The sequence below is a fragment of the Halogeometricum sp. CBA1124 genome (assembly GCF_009741955.1).
Classification (GTDB): Archaea; Halobacteriota; Halobacteria; order Halobacteriales; family Haloferacaceae; genus Halogeometricum; species Halogeometricum rufum.
This window is the reverse complement of the sequence record NZ_WPCD01000011.1, coordinates 26501-47309: the sequence shown is the minus strand read 5'-3', so window position 1 is coordinate 47309 and position 20809 is coordinate 26501. Positions and strand designations below refer to the sequence as shown.

At 67.9% G+C, this 20809-nt stretch carries 17 protein-coding genes and 4 pseudogenes; 14 read left to right on the top strand and 7 right to left on the bottom strand.

Annotation, left to right across the window (positions count from 1 at the left end):
- Nucleotides 1–135 precede the first annotated feature (135 nt).
- A complete protein-coding gene (locus GJ632_RS03130; protein ID WP_191452047.1) occupies nucleotides 136–1221 on the bottom strand; it encodes a site-2 protease family protein in 1086 nt (361 codons plus the stop codon).
- Between the two features lie 469 nt (nucleotides 1222–1690).
- On the opposite strand from GJ632_RS03130, the pseudogene GJ632_RS25745 reads away from it, so the two are divergent.
- The 3 genes and pseudogenes from GJ632_RS25745 (at nucleotide 1691) to GJ632_RS25740 (ending at nucleotide 3778) form a co-directional block, all read left to right on the top strand.
- Nucleotides 1691–3008 (top strand): annotated as a pseudogene (locus GJ632_RS25745) (DUF362 domain-containing protein).
- 114 nt (nucleotides 3009–3122) lie between these two features.
- Nucleotides 3123–3281: a hypothetical protein gene (locus GJ632_RS03120; protein ID WP_197427843.1), complete on the top strand. Its 159-nt coding sequence runs from the start codon at nucleotides 3123–3125 to the stop codon at nucleotides 3279–3281.
- The gene (locus GJ632_RS25740) at nucleotides 3278–3778 is read left to right on the top strand and encodes a PIN domain-containing protein (RefSeq protein ID WP_197427841.1); all 501 of its coding nucleotides are present in this window, start codon (nucleotides 3278–3280) and stop codon (nucleotides 3776–3778) included. The genes GJ632_RS03120 and GJ632_RS25740 overlap by 4 nt, the downstream gene beginning before the upstream one ends.
- On the opposite strand, the pseudogene GJ632_RS03110 reads toward GJ632_RS25740, so the two are convergent.
- The 3 genes and pseudogenes from GJ632_RS03110 to GJ632_RS03100 all read right to left on the bottom strand — a co-directional run bounded on the left by GJ632_RS03110 (nucleotide 3709) and on the right by GJ632_RS03100 (nucleotide 6153).
- Nucleotides 3709–5180 (bottom strand): annotated as a pseudogene (locus tag GJ632_RS03110) (MATE family efflux transporter). The gene GJ632_RS25740 and the pseudogene GJ632_RS03110 overlap by 70 nt on opposite strands.
- Complete coding sequence (locus GJ632_RS03105) at nucleotides 5177–5773, bottom strand: TetR/AcrR family transcriptional regulator (protein WP_089810993.1); 597 nt, start codon at nucleotides 5771–5773, stop codon at nucleotides 5177–5179. The pseudogene GJ632_RS03110 and the gene GJ632_RS03105 overlap by 4 nt, the downstream one beginning before the upstream one ends.
- A gap of 170 nt (nucleotides 5774–5943) precedes the next feature.
- Nucleotides 5944–6153: a hypothetical protein gene (locus GJ632_RS03100; protein ID WP_231751290.1), complete on the bottom strand. Its 210-nt coding sequence runs from the start codon at nucleotides 6151–6153 to the stop codon at nucleotides 5944–5946.
- A 191-nt stretch (nucleotides 6154–6344) separates the two neighbouring features.
- Here GJ632_RS03100 and GJ632_RS03095 point away from each other — a divergent pair.
- From GJ632_RS03095 to GJ632_RS03080, 5 genes and pseudogenes are all read left to right on the top strand, one after another.
- Nucleotides 6345–7141 (top strand): annotated as a pseudogene (locus tag GJ632_RS03095) (SDR family oxidoreductase).
- A gap of 153 nt (nucleotides 7142–7294) precedes the next feature.
- Nucleotides 7295–8416 (top strand): annotated as a pseudogene (locus tag GJ632_RS03090) (MFS transporter).
- Nucleotides 8417–8861: 445 nt separating this feature from the next.
- Nucleotides 8862–9146, top strand: coding sequence for a winged helix-turn-helix domain-containing protein (locus tag GJ632_RS03085; RefSeq protein ID WP_089810989.1), 285 nt, complete (start codon nucleotides 8862–8864; stop codon nucleotides 9144–9146).
- Nucleotides 9147–9604: 458 nt separating this feature from the next.
- Nucleotides 9605–9763: a hypothetical protein gene (locus GJ632_RS25130; RefSeq protein WP_343160991.1), complete on the top strand. Its 159-nt coding sequence runs from the start codon at nucleotides 9605–9607 to the stop codon at nucleotides 9761–9763.
- A 35-nt stretch (nucleotides 9764–9798) separates the two neighbouring features.
- Nucleotides 9799–10821, top strand: a complete 1023-nt coding sequence (locus GJ632_RS03080; protein ID WP_343160990.1) for a VCBS repeat-containing protein — start codon at nucleotides 9799–9801, stop codon at nucleotides 10819–10821.
- Nucleotides 10822–10924: 103 nt separating this feature from the next.
- Here the strand turns inward: GJ632_RS03080 and GJ632_RS03075 are convergent, their stop codons facing one another.
- Both GJ632_RS03075 and GJ632_RS03070 read right to left on the bottom strand, forming a co-directional pair.
- Entirely contained in the window at nucleotides 10925–11284 is a 360-nt protein-coding gene (locus GJ632_RS03075; RefSeq protein WP_191452046.1) for a hypothetical protein, read from the bottom strand.
- Between the two features lie 109 nt (nucleotides 11285–11393).
- Nucleotides 11394–12914 carry a lipopolysaccharide biosynthesis protein gene (locus tag GJ632_RS03070; protein WP_089810983.1) on the bottom strand — a complete coding sequence of 507 codons (1521 nt, stop codon included), beginning with the start codon at nucleotides 12912–12914 and terminating at the stop codon, nucleotides 11394–11396.
- 638 nt (nucleotides 12915–13552) lie between these two features.
- On the opposite strand from GJ632_RS03070, the gene GJ632_RS25125 reads away from it, so the two are divergent.
- Nucleotides 13553–14665 (top strand): glycosyltransferase family 4 protein, encoded by a 1113-nt coding sequence (locus GJ632_RS25125; protein ID WP_343160993.1) that lies wholly within the window; start codon nucleotides 13553–13555, stop codon nucleotides 14663–14665.
- Between the two features lie 158 nt (nucleotides 14666–14823).
- On the opposite strand, the gene GJ632_RS03060 is transcribed toward GJ632_RS25125, so the two are convergent.
- A complete protein-coding gene (locus GJ632_RS03060; protein WP_191452045.1) occupies nucleotides 14824–15060 on the bottom strand; it encodes a hypothetical protein in 237 nt (78 codons plus the stop codon).
- Nucleotides 15061–15069: 9 nt separating this feature from the next.
- On the opposite strand from GJ632_RS03060, the gene GJ632_RS03055 reads away from it, so the two are divergent.
- From GJ632_RS03055 to GJ632_RS03040, 5 genes are all read left to right on the top strand, one after another.
- The gene (locus GJ632_RS03055; protein WP_191452044.1) at nucleotides 15070–16626 is read left to right on the top strand and encodes a heparinase II/III family protein; all 1557 of its coding nucleotides are present in this window, start codon (nucleotides 15070–15072) and stop codon (nucleotides 16624–16626) included.
- Between the two features lie 207 nt (nucleotides 16627–16833).
- A complete protein-coding gene (locus GJ632_RS21855) occupies nucleotides 16834–17247 on the top strand; it encodes a glycosyltransferase family 2 protein (RefSeq protein ID WP_197427839.1) in 414 nt (137 codons plus the stop codon).
- Between the two features lie 98 nt (nucleotides 17248–17345).
- The gene (locus GJ632_RS21850) at nucleotides 17346–17606 is read left to right on the top strand and encodes a hypothetical protein (protein WP_197427837.1); all 261 of its coding nucleotides are present in this window, start codon (nucleotides 17346–17348) and stop codon (nucleotides 17604–17606) included.
- A gap of 157 nt (nucleotides 17607–17763) precedes the next feature.
- A complete protein-coding gene (locus GJ632_RS03045; RefSeq protein ID WP_191452043.1) occupies nucleotides 17764–18771 on the top strand; it encodes a DUF1616 domain-containing protein in 1008 nt (335 codons plus the stop codon).
- Between the two features lie 144 nt (nucleotides 18772–18915).
- The gene (locus tag GJ632_RS03040; protein ID WP_191452042.1) at nucleotides 18916–20781 is read left to right on the top strand and encodes a hypothetical protein; all 1866 of its coding nucleotides are present in this window, start codon (nucleotides 18916–18918) and stop codon (nucleotides 20779–20781) included.
- The last annotated feature ends 28 nt before the right edge of the window (nucleotides 20782–20809 follow it).

Here is a 20809-nt window from a genome sequence, read left to right as displayed (position 1 = left end):
TTGCGGTCTCTCAGCCACTCGAACGTGCGTTCAGCATCCCGTCCGCCCTCGTGGACGGGTCGGCTGGAACGGTTATACGGTCGATCGGACGTACACCTCCGGGAATTTCGGCGGATGTACCTCCTCGAGACCGAACTACGCCAACACCAGCGAAACCGGCGTGAACGAGAGGACGCCGAGGAGGAGCGTCACCCCGCCGACGAGGAGACGCGAGACGCCGAGCGCGGAGTCGTCCAGCGGTTCCGCGCTCCCCATGCGCGCGAACAGCAGCGTCAGGAAGCCCCAGACGACCCAGAGGCTCACCGATTCGCCGTCGCCGAAGGCGTACAGGGACGCGGCGAGGCCGAACAGGACGACGGGGACGAGACGTTGAATCGTCGCGTGCGCGCGGCCGAACATGGCGCGGACGATGTGGCCGCCGTCGAGTTGACCGACCGGGAGGAGGTTGAGGAACGTGACGAACGCGCCCACCCACCCGCCGACGACGACGGGGTTCGCCATCAGCGACGCGTCGGCGTAGGTGAGCGGTTCGCCGAGTGCGGCCGCGACCAGTTGGATGAGCGGAGGGTAGCCCAACCGGACGGGGAACGCGCCGACTTCGACCGGCGGGAGAGAGACGCCGACGGCCGTCACGACCAGCGTGGCGGCGAGGCCCGCCAGCGGACCGGCGACGCCGATGTCGAACAGCGACTTCCGGTCGGGGAGCGTGTCGTTCATGCGGATGACCGCGCCCATCGTCCCGAGGAGCGTCGGGATGGGGACGAAGTACGGCAGCGACGCCTGCACGTCGTGGTGGCGACTGGCGACGTAGTGGCCGAGTTCGTGGACGCCGAGGACGCCGAGGACGGCGACGGTGAACGGCCACGCCTCGAGGACGCGCGTGGGGTTCGAGAGGGCGTCGATGCCGTACCACTGCGACCCCGCGAACAGCGTCGTCGCGACGGTGGCGAGGAAGAGGACGACGTTCGTCGTCGGGAAGCCGTCGACGCCGACCGACCGTTCGCGCGCGACGAGGACGTCCTCCCCCAGTTCGCGTTCCAGCGAGACGGTGTACCCCCGGTCGCGGAACGCGGGCGCGAGGGCACGGACGACCGACTCGCGGTCCGAACGCGGGCGGCCGTAGTAGCGCACCGCCTCGGCCGTCGTCTCGACCTCGTACACCTCGAACACGTCCGCCACTCGGCCCGGGTGGGGAGCGCCGTCGGGGGGCGTCTCGCTCATCGCGTCGACTAGGGACTCGACGTACAAAGGCCCACAGAATCCCGGAGCGAATGCCCTCGAACGCGGGCGTTTTACTCGCCGAACCCTTCGGGACCGAGACACGAGTCGCCCGACGTCCGTGGCTCCGTAACGTTCATTGCGTCCGCCAGTCGATTCCGCGTCCGTGGAGGTCACCATCCGGTGTTACGGCGATATCGCCGACGCGGTGGGCGAGCAGTCGCTCACGCGCGTCGTCGAACGCCGTTCGACCGTCGACGACGTGATTCGGGGGCTGGCGGCCGAGTTCGACGCGTTCGACCCCGAGTCGGTGTCTGACGACCTCGTCTGTCGCGTGAACGGCGCCGGCGCGACCGGACGACCAGACTCTCGCCAGGCGACGCCGTCGTCCTCACCGAACCGTCCGCCGAGGAGTGACCCGACGGCGGGACGGTCCCCCCGATTTACGTCCGGGCGCGCCGAGACGCCTCGCATGGAGTTTCCGGACATCGACACGGTCGACGAGCTAGTCGACGACGTGTCGTTCCCGACGTTCGCCACGGTCCGGCAGACGCCCGACACCGAACGCGTCGCGGACGTGCCCGCCGCGGCCCGCGACGCCGTCGAACGCCTCCTCTCCGACCGCGAACTCGACGCCGGCGCGTCCGTCGCGGTGGGCCTCGGCAGTCGGGGAATCACGACGTGGTCCCCGTCGCGTCCGCCGTGGTCGCCGTCCTCCGCGAACGCGGGTTCGACCCGTTCGTCGTCCCCGCGATGGGGAGTCACGGCGGCGCGTCGGCCGCGGGCCAGCGACGGACGCTGGACGCGCTCGGGCTGAACGAGGAGAGCCTCGGCTGTCCGATAGACGCCCGGATGGAGACGGTCGTGCTCGAACGCGACGGCGGCCCGGACGCCCACCTCGCGACGGCCGTCGCGGAGGCGGACGCCTTCCTCGTCGTCAATCGCGGAAACCGCACACGAACTTCACTGGGGACGTCGAGAGCGGCCTCTGCAAGATGACCGCCATCGGCCTCGGGAAGCGACCCGGGGCCGCCGCCGTCCACGCGCGGGCGGCCGAGGAGGGGTACGTCCCGGCCATCGTCGAGACGATGGAGACGATTCGCGCGGCGTCGCCGGCCGCGTTCCTCGGCGGCGTCGCCGTCGTCGAGAACTTCGCGGAGGAGACGGCGCGCGTCGCGGGCGTGCCGGCCGCCGACCTGCCGGGCGCGGAGGCGGAACTGCTCGACGACGCCAGGGCGGCGATGGCGACGCTCCCCGTCTCGGACCTCGACGTGCTGGTCGTCGAGCGACTCGGCAAGGACGTCTCGGGGACGGGGATGGACACGAACGTCGTCGGGCGGTACGGCGTCCTCGGGAGCGACGACCCCGAGACCCCTCGAATCGACCGCATCGTCGCGCTCGGACTCACCGAGGAGACGCACGGCAACGGCCACGGCATCGGACTGGCGGACCTCACCACCGTCGGCGTCGCCGAGTCGCTGGACCTCGACCAGATGTACGCGAACGCCCTCACCAGCGGATCGCTGTCGCGCGACGCGATTCCGGTTGCGCTCCCAACCGAGGAACTGGCGCTGGCCGCCGCCTGCACGACGGCCGGGCCGTACGACCCCGAGACGGTCCGAATCGCGTGGGTTCGCGACACCTCACACCTCGGGAAACTCCGCGTCTCGGAGGCGCTGGCGCGGGAGATAGAGCGCGGCGAGGACGAGGACGTGCGCGTGGGCGAGCGGTGGGAACTGACGTTCGAGGACGGGACGGCGGGGTTCGAGGCGCGCGACGAGACCGCGTAACCGCGCGTAACCTTCTTGGACGCGTATATCTGAATATACGGCATGAGTAAATCGTTCCGGGTGTCCCCGGAGTTCCACGAGTACGTCAAGTCACACAAACGGGACGACGAAACGATGGAGGAGACGCTCCGACGACTCATCGGCGGTCCCGACCCTGACGAAGTGTCGGGTATCCTGTCCGACGAAACAGCGGATTCCATCGAAGCCCAGCTAGAGAAAAAACGCGAGCGTGCGGTCGAAGAGAAGAACGACCTCGCGGAGCGATTCGAGTGATTCTCGACACGTCGTATCTCGTCCACCTGTTTCGTGGCCGGGACGACGCGCATCGGAAAGGAACGGCACTCGCGGACGCGAACGTCGTCCAACGTGTTCCGTCACCCGTCGTAACCGAGCTCTCGTACGGCGTTCGGATGTACGGCGACGACGACGAGAGACGACAGTTCGAGAATGCGATGCGGATGTACCCTGTCGTGGACCTCGACCGCGAACTCGCCCGACGAGCAGGAAACCTACTGGCCGGCGCGGACCGAGAGGCGGGGGGTGACAGCGGCATCGACACTATCGACCCAATGGTAGCAGCCGTCGCTGACGTTCTCGACGAACCGGTTCTCACGAGCACGTTCGGGACTTCCGAACGCTCGGTGTCGAAGTCGAGACCTACTGAGCGCCCGTCCTCGTCAAACACAGCGGATTGGGGCCGTCAGTCGTCCGCGGGCGTCGTCCGCGCGAGGGACCCCTCGCGCCACGTCCCGCGTCGGTACCACGCGTAGGCGATGGCCGCGCCGGCGACGTTCGAGACGGTGAACGCCATCCAGATGCCGGTCGACCCGTAGCCGAACGACTGCGAGGCGAAGTACGCGAACGGGAGGCGGATGAGTCCGAGCATCGTCACCGCGATGGCCGCCGCCGTCAGCGTCTCGCCCGCGCCGCGGAAACTCCCGGTGTACGAGCGCATGATGCCGATGAAGCCGAACGACGGCGCGACCCAGTAGAGGAAGTCCGCGCCGACGCGAATCACCTCGCGTCGTCGGTGAATATCGCGATTATCGGCTCGGCGGCGACGAACGCGACGACGCCCGCGAGCGAGAGGATGGCGAACATCGCTATCGCCGCGATGTTGGCGGCCTTCGCGGCGCGCCCCTCCTTCCCCGCGCCGATGTTCTGCCCCGTCATCGTCTCGACGCCGCGCGCGACGGCGATGGCGGGGAGGAAGATGACGGAGAACACGCGCACGCCGATGCCGTAGGCGGCGACGACGGTGGTCGGGAACATCCCGACGACGATGAGCAGCAGGTTCACCGAGAGGGCGCGGCCCGTCACCTCGACGGAGGCGGGGACGCCGATGTTGAGCAGTCGGCGGAGGTAGCCGAAGTCCGGGCGCATCTGCGAGAGGTGAATCTCGACGCCGCGGGTCCCTCGGAACATGATTGCCAGGCCGACGACGAGTGCGAGCGACCGGGAGAAGACGGTGGCGACGGCCGCACCGGCGATACCGGACCCGGCGTAGCCCGTGGCGGCGAGCAGTTGGGTCTGGAGTCCCCCGAGACCGAGCATCCCGAACAGAGGGTTGCCCTCGAATCCGAAGATGAGGATGGGGTCTAAGGCGATGTTGAGGACGACGGACCCGAACATGACGAGCATCGGCGTGATGGTGTCGCCGTACCCCCGCATGAGGGCGATGAAGACGAGGAAGCCGAACATGAACGGCAGGCCGAGCGAGATGATCTGCATGTACCCGCGCGCGAGGGGGAGCACGTCGGCGGACGCGCCGAACACCTGCAGGAGGGGGCCGACGATGACGTAGCCGAACAGGCCGAGGAACACCGACCCGACGAGCGAGAACGTCACCGTCTGCGACGCGGCGTACTCGGCCTTCTTCTCCTCGCCCGCACCCGTGTGCTGGGCGACGAGGACGCTGCCCGCGACGGACAGTCCCATGCCGAGGGCGATGAGGAGGAACACCATCGGGAACGCGAAACTGATGGCCGCCAGCGCGTTCGTGCTGAACTGGCCGAGCCAGAACGTGTCCGCGAGGTTGTACGCCGTCTGCAGGAGGTTCGTGACGACGATGGGGAGAGACAGATAGAACAGCGGTTTCGCGATGTCGCCCGACGTGAGGTCGAACTCGTCGCGACTCTTGAAGACGCCGTCCAACCGGTCGCGGAGGCTCACTCGCCCGCCCCTCCGTCATCGGCCAGCAGGGTCCCCTCGACGTAGTCGCGGAACGCGGCCAGCGAGTCGTCGAGGGGCGTTCCGACGGCGACGTTCTGCGTCCGGGCGCCCCGAACGTAGGTGACGACGAACGACGCCACCTCGTCGGGGTCGACGTCCGCGGCGAACGTCCCCTCCTCGACGCCCGTTTCGAGTATCGAGCGAACGCGAGCGGTGAACGTCTCGTCGAACCGTTCGAGGCGCGCGCGGAACGCGTCGTCGTAGGGGGCCTGCGCCTCGATTTCGAGGAGCGCCGTCCGGAACTCGTGAGGGTCGTCGTCCGTCGGCGGGAGCAGCACCGTCTCGACCAGCGACAGCAGTCGCTCCGCGGCGTCGTCGCCGTCCAGTTCGGCGATGCGCGCCTCGAACTGTTCGAACAGGCGGTCGAGAAACGCCACCAGCAGGTCGTGTTTACAGTCGAAGTGGTAGTGAAGCGCCGCCGTGCTCAGGCCCGCTTCGTCGGCGATATCCTGCATGGTCAGCCCCGCGTAGCCGTGCGTACGAAGGGCACTGTGCGTCCCGTCCATGATGTCGGCGGCGGCGTCAGAGCTCATGGGCTCCCTCCGAGAAATCGGTCACTGTTCGTACTGACTGGCTAGTCAGTCAAAAGCCTTGTAGCTGGCGAGTGCCGTGCCGGGAACGATAGCGCTATATCGGGTACTTGGACCAGAGCGTGCGTAAAGACACGCGCAGGTGGGAAGGCCGTCGAGTCCGCCGGCGCGGGTCACCAGGCGAAGAACTGGTTGGCGTCGCCCCAGAACAGGTCCTGCGGCGCGCGCCTGTCGGCCGCCCGCCGTTCGAACGACCGGTCGCCGAGGAGGTCCCGCACCACCTCTTCGGACAGGACGCCCGACTCGAACAGACTCCACACCTCCGCCTTCAGGTCGTCGGTCAGTTCGTCCGCCATCGTCTCGCCATCGTCGCCGGACGACATTGGTTTTCACACCGTACCACTCGTTAACAGCGTATTAACGTCCCGGTACGGGCGTCTCTGGCCGTCTCGCGCCGATATTTTACCATATTCCGAGTGAAGTTCGAACCGAGCGGGCGGGGGCGTTCGGGAGGACGGCACCGAAATCGACCGCCACGAGTAGCATTTTGAGGCAGACGCCCGCATTGTGTCACATGGACCTCGGAATCGCAGGTAACGCGGCACTCGTGACGGCGTCGAGTAGCGGTCTCGGAAAGGCATCGGCGCGCGCCCTCGCGGCGGAGGGCGCGAACGTGGTGATGAACGGGCGGGACGAGGACCGACTCGAATCGGCCGTCGCGGAGGTACAGGCCGACGCGGCGGACGGCGCGACGGTGGTCGGACACGCGGGCGACCTGACCGACGCGGACGACGTCGCGGCGATGGTCGAACGACCCGTCGAGGAGTTCGGCGGCCTCGACCACCTCGTCACCTCCGCGGGCGGGCCGCCGTCGGCCCCGTTCATGGAGACGACCGACGAGGACTGGTACGAGGCGTACGACCTCCTCGTGATGAGCGTCGTCCGGGCCGTCCGCGAGGCGGCGGACCACCTGCGGGCGGGCGACGGCGGCACCATCGTCAACATCACCTCCCGGAGCGTCAAGGAGGCCATCGACGGCCTCGTCCTCTCGACGCCGTGCGGATGAGCGTCGTCGGTCTGGAGAAGACGCTGTCGAAGGAACTCGCACCCGAGGTGCGGGCGAACACCGTCCTCCCCGGGTCGCACGAGACGCCGCGCATCGAGGAACTCGTCGAACAGGGGGTCGAACGCGGCGAGTACGACGACTATCAGGCCGGACTCGACGACTGGGCGCAGGGCATCCCCGTCGGTCACGTCGGCGACCCGATGGACCTCGGCCGGACCGTCGCCTTCCTCTCCTCGCCACAGTCGGAGTACATCAACGGTGCCGCCCTCCCCATCGACGGCGGGGCCGGCGCGTCGAACCTGTAGCGCGGGACTGCGCTCGGCGAGTGACGACGGGCCCGTGGCCGCCGCCCGCGAGCGGTTTCCGGAATCAGAAGCGACGTGGTGCCTCGCCTCGGAGTCCCGGGCGTGACAGAGAGGACGGCGACGACGGGCGAGGCGGGAACGTACGCGACGCGGATGCTGCTGGCCGTCTCGCTCGGGTGGGCCGTCCTCCAGACGGGGCGCTTTCTGCTCTCGCCGTTGCTCCCGACCATCATCGAGGACCTCGGCATCACCGAGGCGACGGCGGGACTGGCGCTCGCGTCGTTTCAGGGCGTCTACGCGGTGACGCAGTATCCCGGCGGCGAGTACTCCGACAACTGGAACCGGACGACGCTCGTCGTCCCCGGACTGGCGGTACTCGTCGTCGGCTTCCTCCTGTTCGGCGTCGCCACCAGTCTCGCCACGTTCCTCGTCGCCGCCGTCGTCGTCGGACTCGGGAAGGGCCTGTTCGCCATCCCGTCGCGCGCCCTCCTCTCGGACCTGTTCACCGCGCGGCGCGGCCGCGCACTTGGCATCTACGCCGCCGGCACGGACGTGGGCGGTCTGGTCTCCTCCGGCGTCGCCGTCCTCGCACTCACCTACGCGACGTGGCGGACGCCGTTCCTCCCCGTGGCAGTCGCACTCGCCGTCGTGACCGTCCTCTACGCCGTCTGGACGCGCGAGGGGTTCCGCGTGGGGTCGCCCTCCCTCGACGCCGTCGGGACGGTCCGCCGCCTCGTCGCCAGTTCCGATCAACGGGAGACGCTCGTCGCGTTCTCGCTGTTCTACTTCATGGTCGGCGGCTTCATCAACTTCTTTCCGACCTACCTCGCGCAGGCGCGGGGGTTCTCGGACGGGTTGGCGAGTGCGACGTTCGCCGTCGTCTTCGTCGTCGGCCTCGGCATCAAGCCCCTCGCGGGCGGCCTCGGCGACCGGTACTCTCGTCGCGGTATCGCCGTCGCCGGCCTCCTGCTCGGGGCCGCCGCCCTGACGGGACTCGTCCTCGCCACGTCCAGAATCGCGCTCCTCGCCGCCACCGTCGCGATGGCGGCCGGGTACAAGACGGGCTTTCCCCTCGCGGACGCCATCATCATGGACGACGCCCCAACGGACGGGATGGGCGCGGACCTCGGGGCGGCGCGCGCCCTCTTTCTCGCCGCGAACGCGCTCGGCCCGGCGTACGTCGCGTCGTCGTCACCTACGGCACCTACGCGCACGCGTTCGGGGGCTTCGGTCGTCTGCCTTCTCGTCGCGGCCGCACTGTTGCTGAGGGGATGACGCCGCGCCGACCCGGCGGACGCGGCGACGACTCCGCGCGAGTGGCGAACAGAGACTGCTTCCCCCGGCGGCGACGCGCGGTGGTTCGTCTCCGTCGAGACGACCAGATTCAGGCGGGGAGAATCGAAGAGTTATGAGACCGTTTGAAACAATCTAGCGGCGTGAGAGCATTTGTTTTGAATCTGAAGTCGTAATCCCAATCTCATTCGTTCAGGTTTTTATGATTGTCTCAGAATAACCAAAATTTATGCGAAAATCTTATTTAACGAAGCCCTAATTCGGTTATGATGGCAAAAATGGCAGAGCATCGGACCGGGCAAGTCGGGAAGAGTCGCGTGGGGGCGACTCGTCCGCCACGCCGACGCCGTTCGGGACGGCGTCGTACGGACGCGTGTATCGACGGTCGTCGTATTCGGTCAGTCGTTCGGGTCGAGGGGGGGCACCGATGAGCGTCGGAAAGAGTCGGTGGGACGAGGTGGGGTACATCATCAGTTCGCGGTACCGCGTGCTCGTCCTCGAACGTCTCATCGAGAGTCCGGCGACGCCGTCTCGTATCGCGTCGGACTCGAACAGTTCGATAACGCACGTCTCGCGCGCCTTACAGCAACTCCGGGAACGGTCGCACGTCGAACTCCTCGTCTCCGAAGACCGGAAGAAGGGCCGCGTCTACGGCATCACGGACGAAGGACGGTCGGTGTGGGAGACGGTCAACACGAAGAACATGGTCTGACCCGACGCACGGAGCGACACGGCACCACCGACGCCCGGGCCGTCGGTGGCCGGTGGGTGCGCGGCGGTCGGCCGAATCTGTTTTCGACGCGACTCGGAACGCTCGTGAATCGGTTCCCCACGGGGGCCAGCCGAGAGAAGGTGCAAAACGACGTTAAGATGACGTTAACTGGGAGAGATAGCGTTCGTCCTGACGTTCACTCGCACCCGAAGAGTCAGGAGAGCCGACTCGAACGGGCGGTGCGTCGGCGACGACAGACGGGGGCGCTACAGAGGTGGTCGCCGCCGCCAGAACCATCACGGCGAGCGTCACCTTCTGCATAACAAAGGCTCGGTTCGACGAGTATCGACCAATGCGACCAGACCAATCCATCGCATCGAGAGTGCCAGCGTCCGCCGACGGGGCGAACCGAGGAGACGCCGCGGCCGCGCGGGCACCGACTCGGGCGGGGGGCGGCGATGAGTAGCGACGAGTCGCGGACGGCGTCCGGCGGCCCCGGGGGCGCGACGACTCTCGGAGACGCCGACGGGACCGACGACAAGTACCGGTTCCGACACAAGGTCATCGACCCGGACCCGCCGAGCGGTCGACTGTTCATCTGCACCCGACGGACCTGACGGGGAACGGGCTTCCGGACCTCGTCGTCGGGGGGATGGGGTCGACGAACGTCTCGACGCCGATACCGGGACTGACGGTCGAGCGCTCGTCCCTCCCGGGGAACCTGTTCAAGCGGTTCGAACGCGACCTGTTCTGGTACGAGAACGGCACCTGGGACCGGCACGTGATGACCGACGAGACCGAACTCCGCCTCCTCGGCAGTACGCTCGTGGACTTCGACGGCGACGGGTCCGAGGACGTCGTCGTCGGGCAGGGCATCGGCTTCGGCGGCATCTTCTGGTTCGAACGACCGGACGACCCCCGCGAACAGTGGACCAAGCGCCTCCTCCGTGACGACTTCGAGAAGTACCACGACCTGGCGTTCGGCGACGTGGACAACGACGGCGACCCCGAACTGGTGGGCGTCTCACAGGAGAGCGAGACGGTGTTCTACTACGACGTCCCCGACGACCCGCGGCGGACGCCGTGGCCCGACGAGACGAAGCACGTCGTCGACTCCGGCGTCAACCTCGAAGGACTGGAGATAGTCGACGTCGACGGTGACGGCGAGAACGAACTCATCGCGGGCACGCACGTCTACCGACAGGGCGACGACGGGTGGGAACGCGAGACCATCGTCTCCGGGTGGGACTGGACGCGCGTGGCCGTCGCGGACCTCGACGACGACGGCGAACTCGAGGTGATATTCGCCGAGGGCGACTCCCCCCTCCTCGGCGACCACCCGGGACGCGTCGCGTGGTTCGACCCGCCGAACTGGGAGCAGCACACGCTGCGAGACGACCTCTACTGTCCGCACTCGCTGCAGGTGGCTGACCTCGACGGCAACGGCCGGCCGGACATCTACGTCGCCGAGATGGGCGCCGGCGAGAACGACGACCCCACGCACTACGTCTTCGAGAACCTCGGCGGCGGGGAGTTCGAAGAACACGTCGTCGCCAGGGGCGTCGAGACGCACGAGGCGAAACTCGTGGACATGACCGGCGACGGGCGACTCGACATCGTCGGGAAGTCCTACGAACCGGACGCGCACGTCGACGTCTGGTACAACGAGTCCTGAGTCGTCGCCGCCCCGCTTCCTTTTTCGGTTCGTCCGGCGCAGTCGCCTCAGTTTCGGCGGCGAGCGACGGCGTCGGCGTCGGTGACCGCTCGTCTCGACGGAGTCAGGGCAGCAGTTCCGGCAACTGCTGGAGGACGAGGTAGCCGAAGACGACGAAGCCGGCGCGCACGACCCAGTTGAGTCGGGACCACCACGTCGGGATGCGGTCGGTCGGGGCCAAGACGATGCGGAGGACGAGCAGTCCCAGGAACGAGATGACGAAGTAGAGCTCCGGCGTCCACATCTCGAGGACGAAGAGGACGGCGGCTATCAGGACCATCGCCGCCGTCTGCGCGACGGCGAAGATTCTGAGTCTGTCCGCCCCGTCCGACCACTGCTGTCGCTGGCGCGTCCCGGCGTGGTACCCGCCGGACCCGTCGCAGGCGGCCACCGCACGCTTCGTCTCGTCGTCGCCGTCAGACATGGTTTCGGGATGCATCGAGTATCTGTGCTGTGCTCACGTTTGTCTCGCGTGGGAATTCGGCTCGGTCGGTTTGAATATTGCTACTGTCATGGATTCGTGAGAGCGGTGGTCAGAGCATGTCGCGGATGTCTTTGATGTCGTGCAGGATGTTCCAGTTGATGCGGGAGTCGAGGGCCACGACGGCCGTCGCGTACGTCGCGACGCCGACGACGACGAGGACGAGGAGCGACAGGTACGCCGGGAGGTCAGAGACGGCGTTCCGCGTCCAGAAGACGGTGACGCCCATGAGCGCCGCCGCCGGGAGCGGGTAGGCGAACTCCAGCAGCAACCGCTTGAAGTCCGCGTCCGCGGCGCTCGCAGCGAGGTACGTGTCTATCGGGAACATGATGAACGCGTACACGAGCGTGATGACCAGCGCGGTGCCGGTGAGGCCGTACTCCACCGTCGCGGGGTACAGGGGAATCGCCATGAGGACGATGCTGACGAGTTGGAGTTTGACGAGGTAGTCGGGGTGGCCGGTGGCGCGCCAGACGGATCCGTACGAGGAGACGAAGCCGCGTATCATCCCGTAGCCGGCGAGCACCTGCATCGGGACGACCATCGGCATCCACTGCTCGCCGAGGACGGCCTTCACGAACGTCGGCGCGACCATGGCGATGCCGACGGCCATCGGCGCGGCGAGGAACGCGGAGATGCGGACGGTCTTGTAGAACGCGGTTCTGAGCTTCTGCAGGTCGTCCTGCACCTCCGAGTACGCCGGGAACGACACCGAGGAGATGACGTGCGTGACCTCCGTCGCGGGCGCGTTCGACAGGCGGTAGGCCATCTGGTAGAAGCCGAGCGAACTCGACGCCAGCAGCCAGCCGACGAAGTGGTCGTCGCCCTCGTTGCGGATGTAGTTCGCGATGCTGCCGCCGGTTATCCACTTGCCGTAGTCGAACATCTCGCGCGCCAACTCGAGGTCGAACCGCGGCCACGGCCGGTAGCCGTGGAGGACGTACGACAGGAACGTCCGGACCACGTTCCGCGAGAGGTAGCCGACGACGAGCGCCCACGCCGTCGGACTCCAGAGCGCGTACGCGAGTGCGGCGAGGAAGTACGCCGCCTCGCCGCTCACGTCGTAGACGAACTCCTTGTGGAAGACCAGGTCCTTTCTGAAGTAGAGGATGCCCGGGTTCCGCAGGCCGAGGACGAGCGGTCCGATGGCCATCACCGGGAGAATCTCCGTCACGATGGGTTCGTTGTAGAAGGACCCCACGTAGGGCGCGCTGAAGAACAGGATGGCCGAGAGGAGAACACCACGAGTGGCGTTCATCACCCACGCGGTGTCGAGGTATCTGTCCACGTTCGAGTCGCGGTTGTAGATGAGGGCGTCGTCGAGTCCGAGCTTCGAGAACCGTTCGAGCCCGATGATGACGAGCATCCCGATGGCGACGATACCGAACGCGCGCGGCGTGAGGAGTCGCGCGAGGAGAATCGCCGTCAGGAGCTGAAAGATGCGGCCCGAGACGTTGAGCGCCGTCGCCCAGATGCCGCCGGTGACCGCTCGTTCCATGAGCGTCCCTTCCGGCGTCAGCGTCTGCTTGACCCTGGCGAACGCCTTGCGGAGACGGTCCGTTATCCCCGACATCTACCGACTCACCCTCCCGCGTCGTCCGCGCGACTCGTCGGCACCCCCGAGCAGTCGCTCGACTGGAGCCTCCGGAAACCTACCGAACGGAACTGTATCGCTCATGTTTCCGGTCAGTTGTAATTTTAGCCAGTTAGTTAATCAGTCTAAACCCGGACTGAACGACGGCCAAAGCTGATAACAACTCCCGAGACCGCCCGCGTTCGACCGCGAAACCCAGAATCCGGAGCGCGCCGGGTTTTCCCCGGAACGAGGGCCCTACCCCGCACCTGGTCAGCTGGAAAACAAAGTAGGTGCGAATTAACAAACAGGAATCATATCGCATATCCCCGTAGATGAGTCACAATCACGGCAGGCAACTGGGGATGCCGCCTTCGGCGCTGCGCGCGCGGCAGGGTCGAAACGCGTCGCGGGAACGGACGGGCAACGAGGAATGCCGACGATGAGCGAGTCGGACAGACGAATCGTCGTCGTCTCCCAGCACTTTCCCCCGGACACGAGCGGCCACGCCTCTCGGATGACTGATATGACGAAGAACCTCGACGCCATCGGGTGGGAGGTGGACGGTACTCGCACCCCCGCCGAGCTTCCCGCACGGCGAGTTCGACCAGCAGTGGTACCGGTCGGAGTCGAGCACCATCGACGGAGTAAACGTCAATCGAATCTGGAGTTGGCAGCCGACCACGTCCGACCCGAGCGTCCTCTCCCGCCTCGCCTACTACATCACGTTCGCCCTCCACGCGACGCTGTGGCTGCTGTTCAACAGCCGCAAGTACGACGTGGTGCTCACGACGACGCCGCCCATCTTCACCGGCATGGCCGGGTTCGTGCCGTCGCTCACCGGCACCCGGTGGGTCGTCGACGTGCGGGACCTGTGGATAGACGCCTCCGTCTCGCTCGGCTTCATCGGCGAGGGCGGGATACTGGAACGGTCGAGTCGGGCGTTCCAGCGGCAGGTGCTCCGGACGGGCGACACCGTCGCCGTGACGACGGAGATGCTCGGAGAGGCGCTGTGTGAACAGTACGGCGAGGAGTTGCGCGAGAAACTCGTCGTCGTCCCGAACGGCGTCGACATGTCGCGGTTCGGCGTCGAGTCCGAACCGACGGCCGAGTCGGAGGCCATCTCCGTCCCCGCGGGCGGTTCCGAGTCCGAACCGGCGACGGGGTCGGAGCCAGAGGCGAAGGCGGAGTCGGAGGACCGGCCGTCTATCGTCTACGTCGGCAACATCGGGCACGCGCAGGACCTCGAATCGTGCATCCGCGCGATGAATCTCGTCTCGCACGACGCGGTGCTCCGCCTCGTCGGCGGCGGCGACACCGTGCCGCGACTCAAGCGAATCGCCGCCGAGGAGGGACTGGAGGACCGCGTGGAGTTCGTCGAACCGATTCCGCGCGAGGAGATTCCGGACCTGCTGTCGGAGTCGGACATCGGCATCGCACCGCTCGTCCGCGACGAGGAACTGGCGTACGCCATGCCGACGAAGGTGTACGAGTACTTCGGCTGCGGCCTGCCGATCGTCGTCACCGGTTGCGGCGAACTCGAACGGTTCGTCCGGGAGTCCGGCGGCGGCATCCACGTGGACAACGACCCCCGCGAAATCGCCGCCGCGTTCGACAGACTGCTCGCCGACGAGGCGATGCGGACCGACATGGGCGCGAACGGACACGAGTACGTCCGGACCCGGTACGACCGGCGACGAATCGCCGAGCGCCTCGACGGGCACGTCAGAGAACTCGTGGGAGGCGACTGACGGCGATGCGAGGCCAGCAGCCAGCCGTGGTGGACCGTGAGTGACCTGCAGTCGCGACTGGCCCGTCTCGTCGACGGCCAGACGCTGCCGTTGCTGTTTCACACGGCGGCGAACATGGAACCGAGACAGCTCGTCGGCGTCGCCGAGCGGAAGGTCCGTCACGCCGTCGTCCCCCCGCTCCCCGTCGACTTCGCGCCCGGTACGACAGCCGCGTTCCCGAGCGACTCACCTGCTCGCCGGGACCGCTCCGCGCGAACACGGCGATACTCCGTCGGAGCCTCTCGGCGGACGAGCGTGCGACGTTCCGGGCGCACGCCGCCGAGGCCACCGACGGCGACGTCACCTTCCTCGACCGCACCGTCCGCGTCGAGGACGGCGACGGCGTCGGGTGGCACGGCGAAGCCGTGTACGAACCGCCGGCGCTGTGGGCGCTGAAGTTCCACGGCTTCGAGTTCCTCAAGGGCGCGTACCTCGGACACGACGACCCGACAGACTGCCCGGCCGCCACCGAGACGTTCCCGTGGTGGCTCGCCGACTGGCAGGCGGACGACGGCACCGACATCGGAGCCGAGGCGTACCTGCGGCGCGCGTGGACGCCGCACTCGGTGTCGTTCAGGCTCATGAACGTCGCCCGGTACTACGCGTGGCTCCGCGCCGACGAGGGACACCCCGCCCTCGCCGCGCGGTTGCATCGCCTCCTCCACCGGAACGCGAGTTTCCTCGCGAACCACGTCGAACACGACGTCGGCGGCAACCACCTCATCGAGAACGGCGTCGCCCTCGTCATCGCGGGACTGCTGGTGGACGACGCCGGCGACCCGTGGGTCGAGACGGGCGTGAACGTCCTGTGCGACGCCGCCGACCAGTTCCTGCCCGACGGCGGCCACTTCGAGCTAAGTCCGATGTACCACGTCCAGACGCTGACCCGGTATCTGACCGCGCTGGACCTGCTCCGACGGTACGGGCGCACCCCATCGGCGGCGATTCGCGACGCCGCCGAGCGCGGGACCCGGTTCCTCCGGGCTATCGAACCTCCGGACGGGGAACTGCCGCTTCTCAACGACGCCGTCCACGGCGAGTCGCTGTCGCTCCGGGCCTGCCTCCGGTACGCGAGTGCGGTCGGCGTGGACCCCGGGCCGTCGACGACGACGGCGCTCCCCGACTCGGGGTACTACTGGCTCGGGCGGGGCGAGGACGCCCTCCTCGTCGACGCCGGGGGAATCGGCCCGCGGCACCTGCCGGCGCACTCGCACAACGACCACCTCTCGATTCTGCTGTGGGCGGACGGCCGGCCCGTCCTCACGGACACCGGGACGTACGAGTACGCGCCGACCGAGAAGCGACAGTACACGCGGAGCGTCGCCGCGCACAACACGGTTCAGTACGGCGACGTGGAGCCGATTCCCATCGCCGGGAGCTACCTGATGGGCCGGCGGTTCGAGCCGACGGTCGAGTACGGCGTCGCGGACGGCGTGACGGTGTTCGACGGCGCCTACCGCCGGGCGGGCGGCGGACCCGACGCCTACGGCCACCGACGCCGCATCTACGCGGACGACGGCTGGTGGCTGGTCTGGGACCACGTCACCGCGAGCGAACCCCGACCCGTCCACAGCCGACTCCACGTCGACCCGTCGGTCGCGGTGGACACGACCGCGTCCGCCGACACCACCGCGTCCGCCGTTCCGTCCGCGTTCGTCCTGCGCGCCGACGACGACGGGACCGACGGCCACGGCGACGGCGAGGACGACCGGAACGAGCCGCTGGCGTATCTGTCCCCCCTCGACGCGGACGAGGCGACGGTCGGCACCAGCCCGTACTATCCGGCGTTCCTGACCGAGGTCGAACGGGAGTCGCTCACGCTCGGCGCGTCGGGGGCGGACGTCTCGTTCGGCTTCCTGCTCTCGCGCGACCGTACGACGCCGTGGCCGTCGAGTGCGACGACGGCGGTCCGGCGACGCTGACGCTGGATGGGACGGTTCACGGGCTCCCGGAGACGCCGCCGTGACGCCGCTATCGGCACCGTGGGGCGGGCTGCGACGTCTCCGAGGGATAGCGAGAGCATATGCCGCTCATAACAATGCTCCGTCTTCCCTACCATTCGACCGAGAGCGGTCGCGACCCCCCGTCGCGGCCCGACCCGGCAGTTCGACACGAACCAGAGAGAAGACATGGTAGACATCTCCATCATCATTCCGACGCTCGAAACGGACCCGACGTTCGGGTGGGAACAGCAACTGGAAGCCGCGGCCGTCGAGGGAGAGGTCGTCCTGCGGGACGACCCGACCGCCTCGGCGGCCAGAAACGCCGGCATCCGCGAGGCCAGCGCCGACAAACTGGTCTTCCTCGACGACGACTCCGACCCGCAGGAGGGCTACTTCGAACGCGTGTCGGCGCTGTTGGACGACCACCCGGCGGTGACCGGCCGCATCGTCGACACCGGCGCGCGCATCACGCGCGGCCTCTCCAACCAGTACGACCAGGGCGACGAGGCGCACGTCACGGAGACGGTGGTCGGCTGCAACATGGCGATTCGCCGGTCGGTGCTGGAGGACGTGGGCGGGTTCGACGAGCGACTGCCGTAGGACACGAGGAGACCGAACTCGCCGACCGCATCTCCGAGCGGTACGACTTCTGGTACGACCCGGACCTCGTCGTCGCGCACCCGTTCGCCGACTCGCTGTTGGACTACTACGGCAAGGCCTACCGACACGGCCGCGAGGCGATTCCGTACTACCTGATACGCGGCGAGAACGTCCACTCGCGCATACTCACGCAGGCGCTCGTCCCGACGAACTACCTCGGCGACTCCCTCCGCGGAACGCTGTTCGCGGCGACGAGTCAGGTCGTGCGGACGGTCGGACTCCTGCAGGGCTACAGAAAGTACGTGCGGGGCGGTCGGTCGTCGGCGTACACCGGCCGCCGGAACCCGCTCGACGAGTGACCGTGTCGCCATCCACTCGTCTCGAACGGCTGTCGCCCGCCGCCGTCTCGCGACGGACCAACGGGCAGGGTAGCGAGTTCCTGAACGCGTCGCAATCGGTGGTTAAACGCCTCCTGCCGGGCGACGTTTTTAGACCGATGACGGGGTATCACCGCTCATGGTAAGTCGTCCCGACCGCGCGCAGACGACGGACGCCGGGCTAGTGGCGACGTTCGTCGACCTCGTCCTCGCGGCCGCACTCACCGCCGCCGTCTTCGGTATCGCAGTCACGGGGGCGTCCTCGTCGGTTCTGGACCCGCTACACGTCGTCCTCGGGGGACTGCTCGTCTTCGTGCTCCCCGGGTACGCGCTCACCGCCGCGCTCTTTCCGGCCCGGTCCGCGCCGCGTTCGCCGGCCGACGCGCCGCCGGACCACCCCTCCGTCTCCTCGACGGAGCGGGTTGTCCTCAGCGTCGGACTGAGTCTGGCCGCCACGCCGCTGACCGTCCTGGCGCTGAACTTCACCGAGTTCGGCATCGGCCGGGCGTCCGTGCTGAACGGACTGGTCGTCGTCGTCGCCGTCGCCCTCGTCGTCGCCACGGTCCGCCGGGCGACGCTCCCGCCGCACCAGCGGTTCCGGCTCTCGCTCTCGTGGCTTCCGAGCGGGTCCGCCGGCGGGCTTCGCGCGGTTCCGGCGACGAACGTCCTGATTGCCGTGTTCCTTCTGGCGTCGGCCGGCCTCGTCGGCGCGACGCTGGCGGAACCGCAGAACGGCGAGCGCTACACCGAGTTCTACCTGTTGACCGACAACGGCGAGAACGGGACGCTCGTCGCGGACGAGTACCCCGCGCGACTCGACCCGGTCGAACCGCGGTCGCTGTACGTGGGCATCGCGAACCACGAGGAGCGAACCGTCGACTACACCGTCGTCGCCGAACTGCAGCGGATAGAGACGCGAGACGGCGAGCGGACCGTCGTCGCCGAGAGCGAACTCGACCGCTTCACCACGACGCTCGCGGCGGGCGAGGCGACCCGACAGCAGCGCGAACTCACGACCGACTCCGCCGTGACCGGCGAAGAACTCCGCCTCATCTTCCTGCTGTACAGGGGCACGCCGCCGGAGACGCCGACGGAGGCGAACGCGTACCGTTCGACCCACATCTGGGTGAACGCGACAGCACCGTAGACTCACACCCATGACCGACCACACCGACACCGACCGACGACACCGCCCGCGAACCGACTACCCACGGGGACGGCGGTCAGATTCGCCGCGCGGACGCCGCACGTCGCCCACGGGCGTCGAACCGACCGCCGGAGGGACCGCGAGATGAGCGGTGCCGGCGACTCCGGCGGACTGTCGAGACGCAGCGCCGCCGATGCGCTGTCGAAACTCGCCGGCGCGGACACGCGGTGGGCCGTGACCGCCGGGTTCGGCATCGTCGTCGTCCTCGCGTACGTCCTGTTCTCGACGCCGCCGGCGCCCGCCTTCGAGATGTCCATCTACGACGCGTACCCGTGGTACTTCTGGGCGCTGGCGATTCTCGCGCTGCTCATCGGCCACTACGCCGTCCTCGAACACGTCTTCCGCGAGCGCACGGACGGCACGTGGCGACTCGGCGTCCTGCTGATACTCGTCGTCGAGGCGCTCCTGCTGTTGCTCCCGTACTTCAGGGGCTACCCCGTGTTCGGCCGCGGCGACGTGCTGACTCACGTCGGGCAGATACAGACTATCATGGCGACGGGCGTCGCCGGGCAGGAGGACATCTACCCGAACGTCCACTTCCTCGTGGTGAGTTTCTCCTACGCGAGCGACGTCGAGGCGATGCACCTCATCAACGCCATCTCCGTCGTCGTCTCGCTGTTCTCGGTGGTGGCGTCGTTCGCCCTCGTCGCGTCGGTGTACGACCGGACGCGCGCGCTGTTGACGCTGCCGTTCGTGACGCTGCTCATCGGCGGCACGGCGCACGTGAACCCCTCGCCGTACCCGCAGAGCGTCCTCCTGGTCCCGTTCGTCCTCTACCTGTTCTTCATGGAGCAGCAGACGCGGTCGACGGCGGTCCGCGTCGCCCTCGTCGTCGTCGTCGCCGCGATGGTCATCTACCACCCGCTAACGACGCTGTTCCTCCTGTTCGTCCTCCTCGTCTACGGCATCGCGAGGGCGCTCCACGACCGGGAGCTACTGGTTGGCGAGTCCGCCGACTGGCGGAGCGCCGTCGGCGCGGCACCGGTCGCGCACCTCGCCGTCGGGATGTTCGCGGCGTGGTATCTGGACTTCTCGCAGGTGACGAAGAAGATTCAGGCCGTCGTGCAGACGTTCGTCGGCTCCGAGAGCGGGACGTCGACGCTCGACTCCTACAGTTCGACGGTGTCGGAGACCAGTCCGGCGCTGCTGGACGTGATACGCATCGGCCTCGTCAAGTACGGGGTGTCGGGCATCCTGCTCACGCTCGCGGGCCTCTACACGCTGTGGGTCGTCGTGTCGGTACTCCGTCGCCGGCCCGACCTGGACGCCTACCGGACGACGTTCATCGGCGGGTTCGGCCTGTTCGCCGGGGTCACGGTGCCGTTCCTCGTGATGGACCTCGTCGTCGGGTTCGGTCGACCGCTCATGCTCGCGCGGATATTCGCCGCGCTGCTCGCCGGGTCGCTGTTCTACGCCGTCTACCGCGCGACGGGGTGGAAGCGCGCCGTCCGCGTCGGTGCCTACCTCGTCCTCGTCGCCCTCGTCGTCGTCAGCACGTTCGGCCTCTACTACTCGCCGTACGCCATCCAGAGCAACCACCAGGTGACGAACGCCGAACTCGACGGCGCGGAGTGGACGCTGGCGTACCGCGACTCGAGCAACCCGACCACGCAGTACGGCATCAACCTCCGCCGGTTCCGAGACGCCATCTACGGGACGGCGGGCTACTCGAAGGACGAGGTCATCCCGGCCAGCACCACCGAGGGGCCGCCGGCGCACTTCAACTACACCGAACACGACACGCTGGGGGCCAGTTACGACACCGACAGGTACATGCTGATCACTCGCGGCGGGCGGATATTCTACGAGGAGATGTATCCGGACTACCGCGAGTTCTGGCGGTTCGAGGCCGAGGACTACGCGCGTCTCGAACGCGACGGCACCGTCTCGCACGTCTACGCCAACGGCGGCTACGACACCTACCTCGTCAACGCGACGCGCGGCGGGTAACTGACGAGAGGGAGACTGACCGACGAAG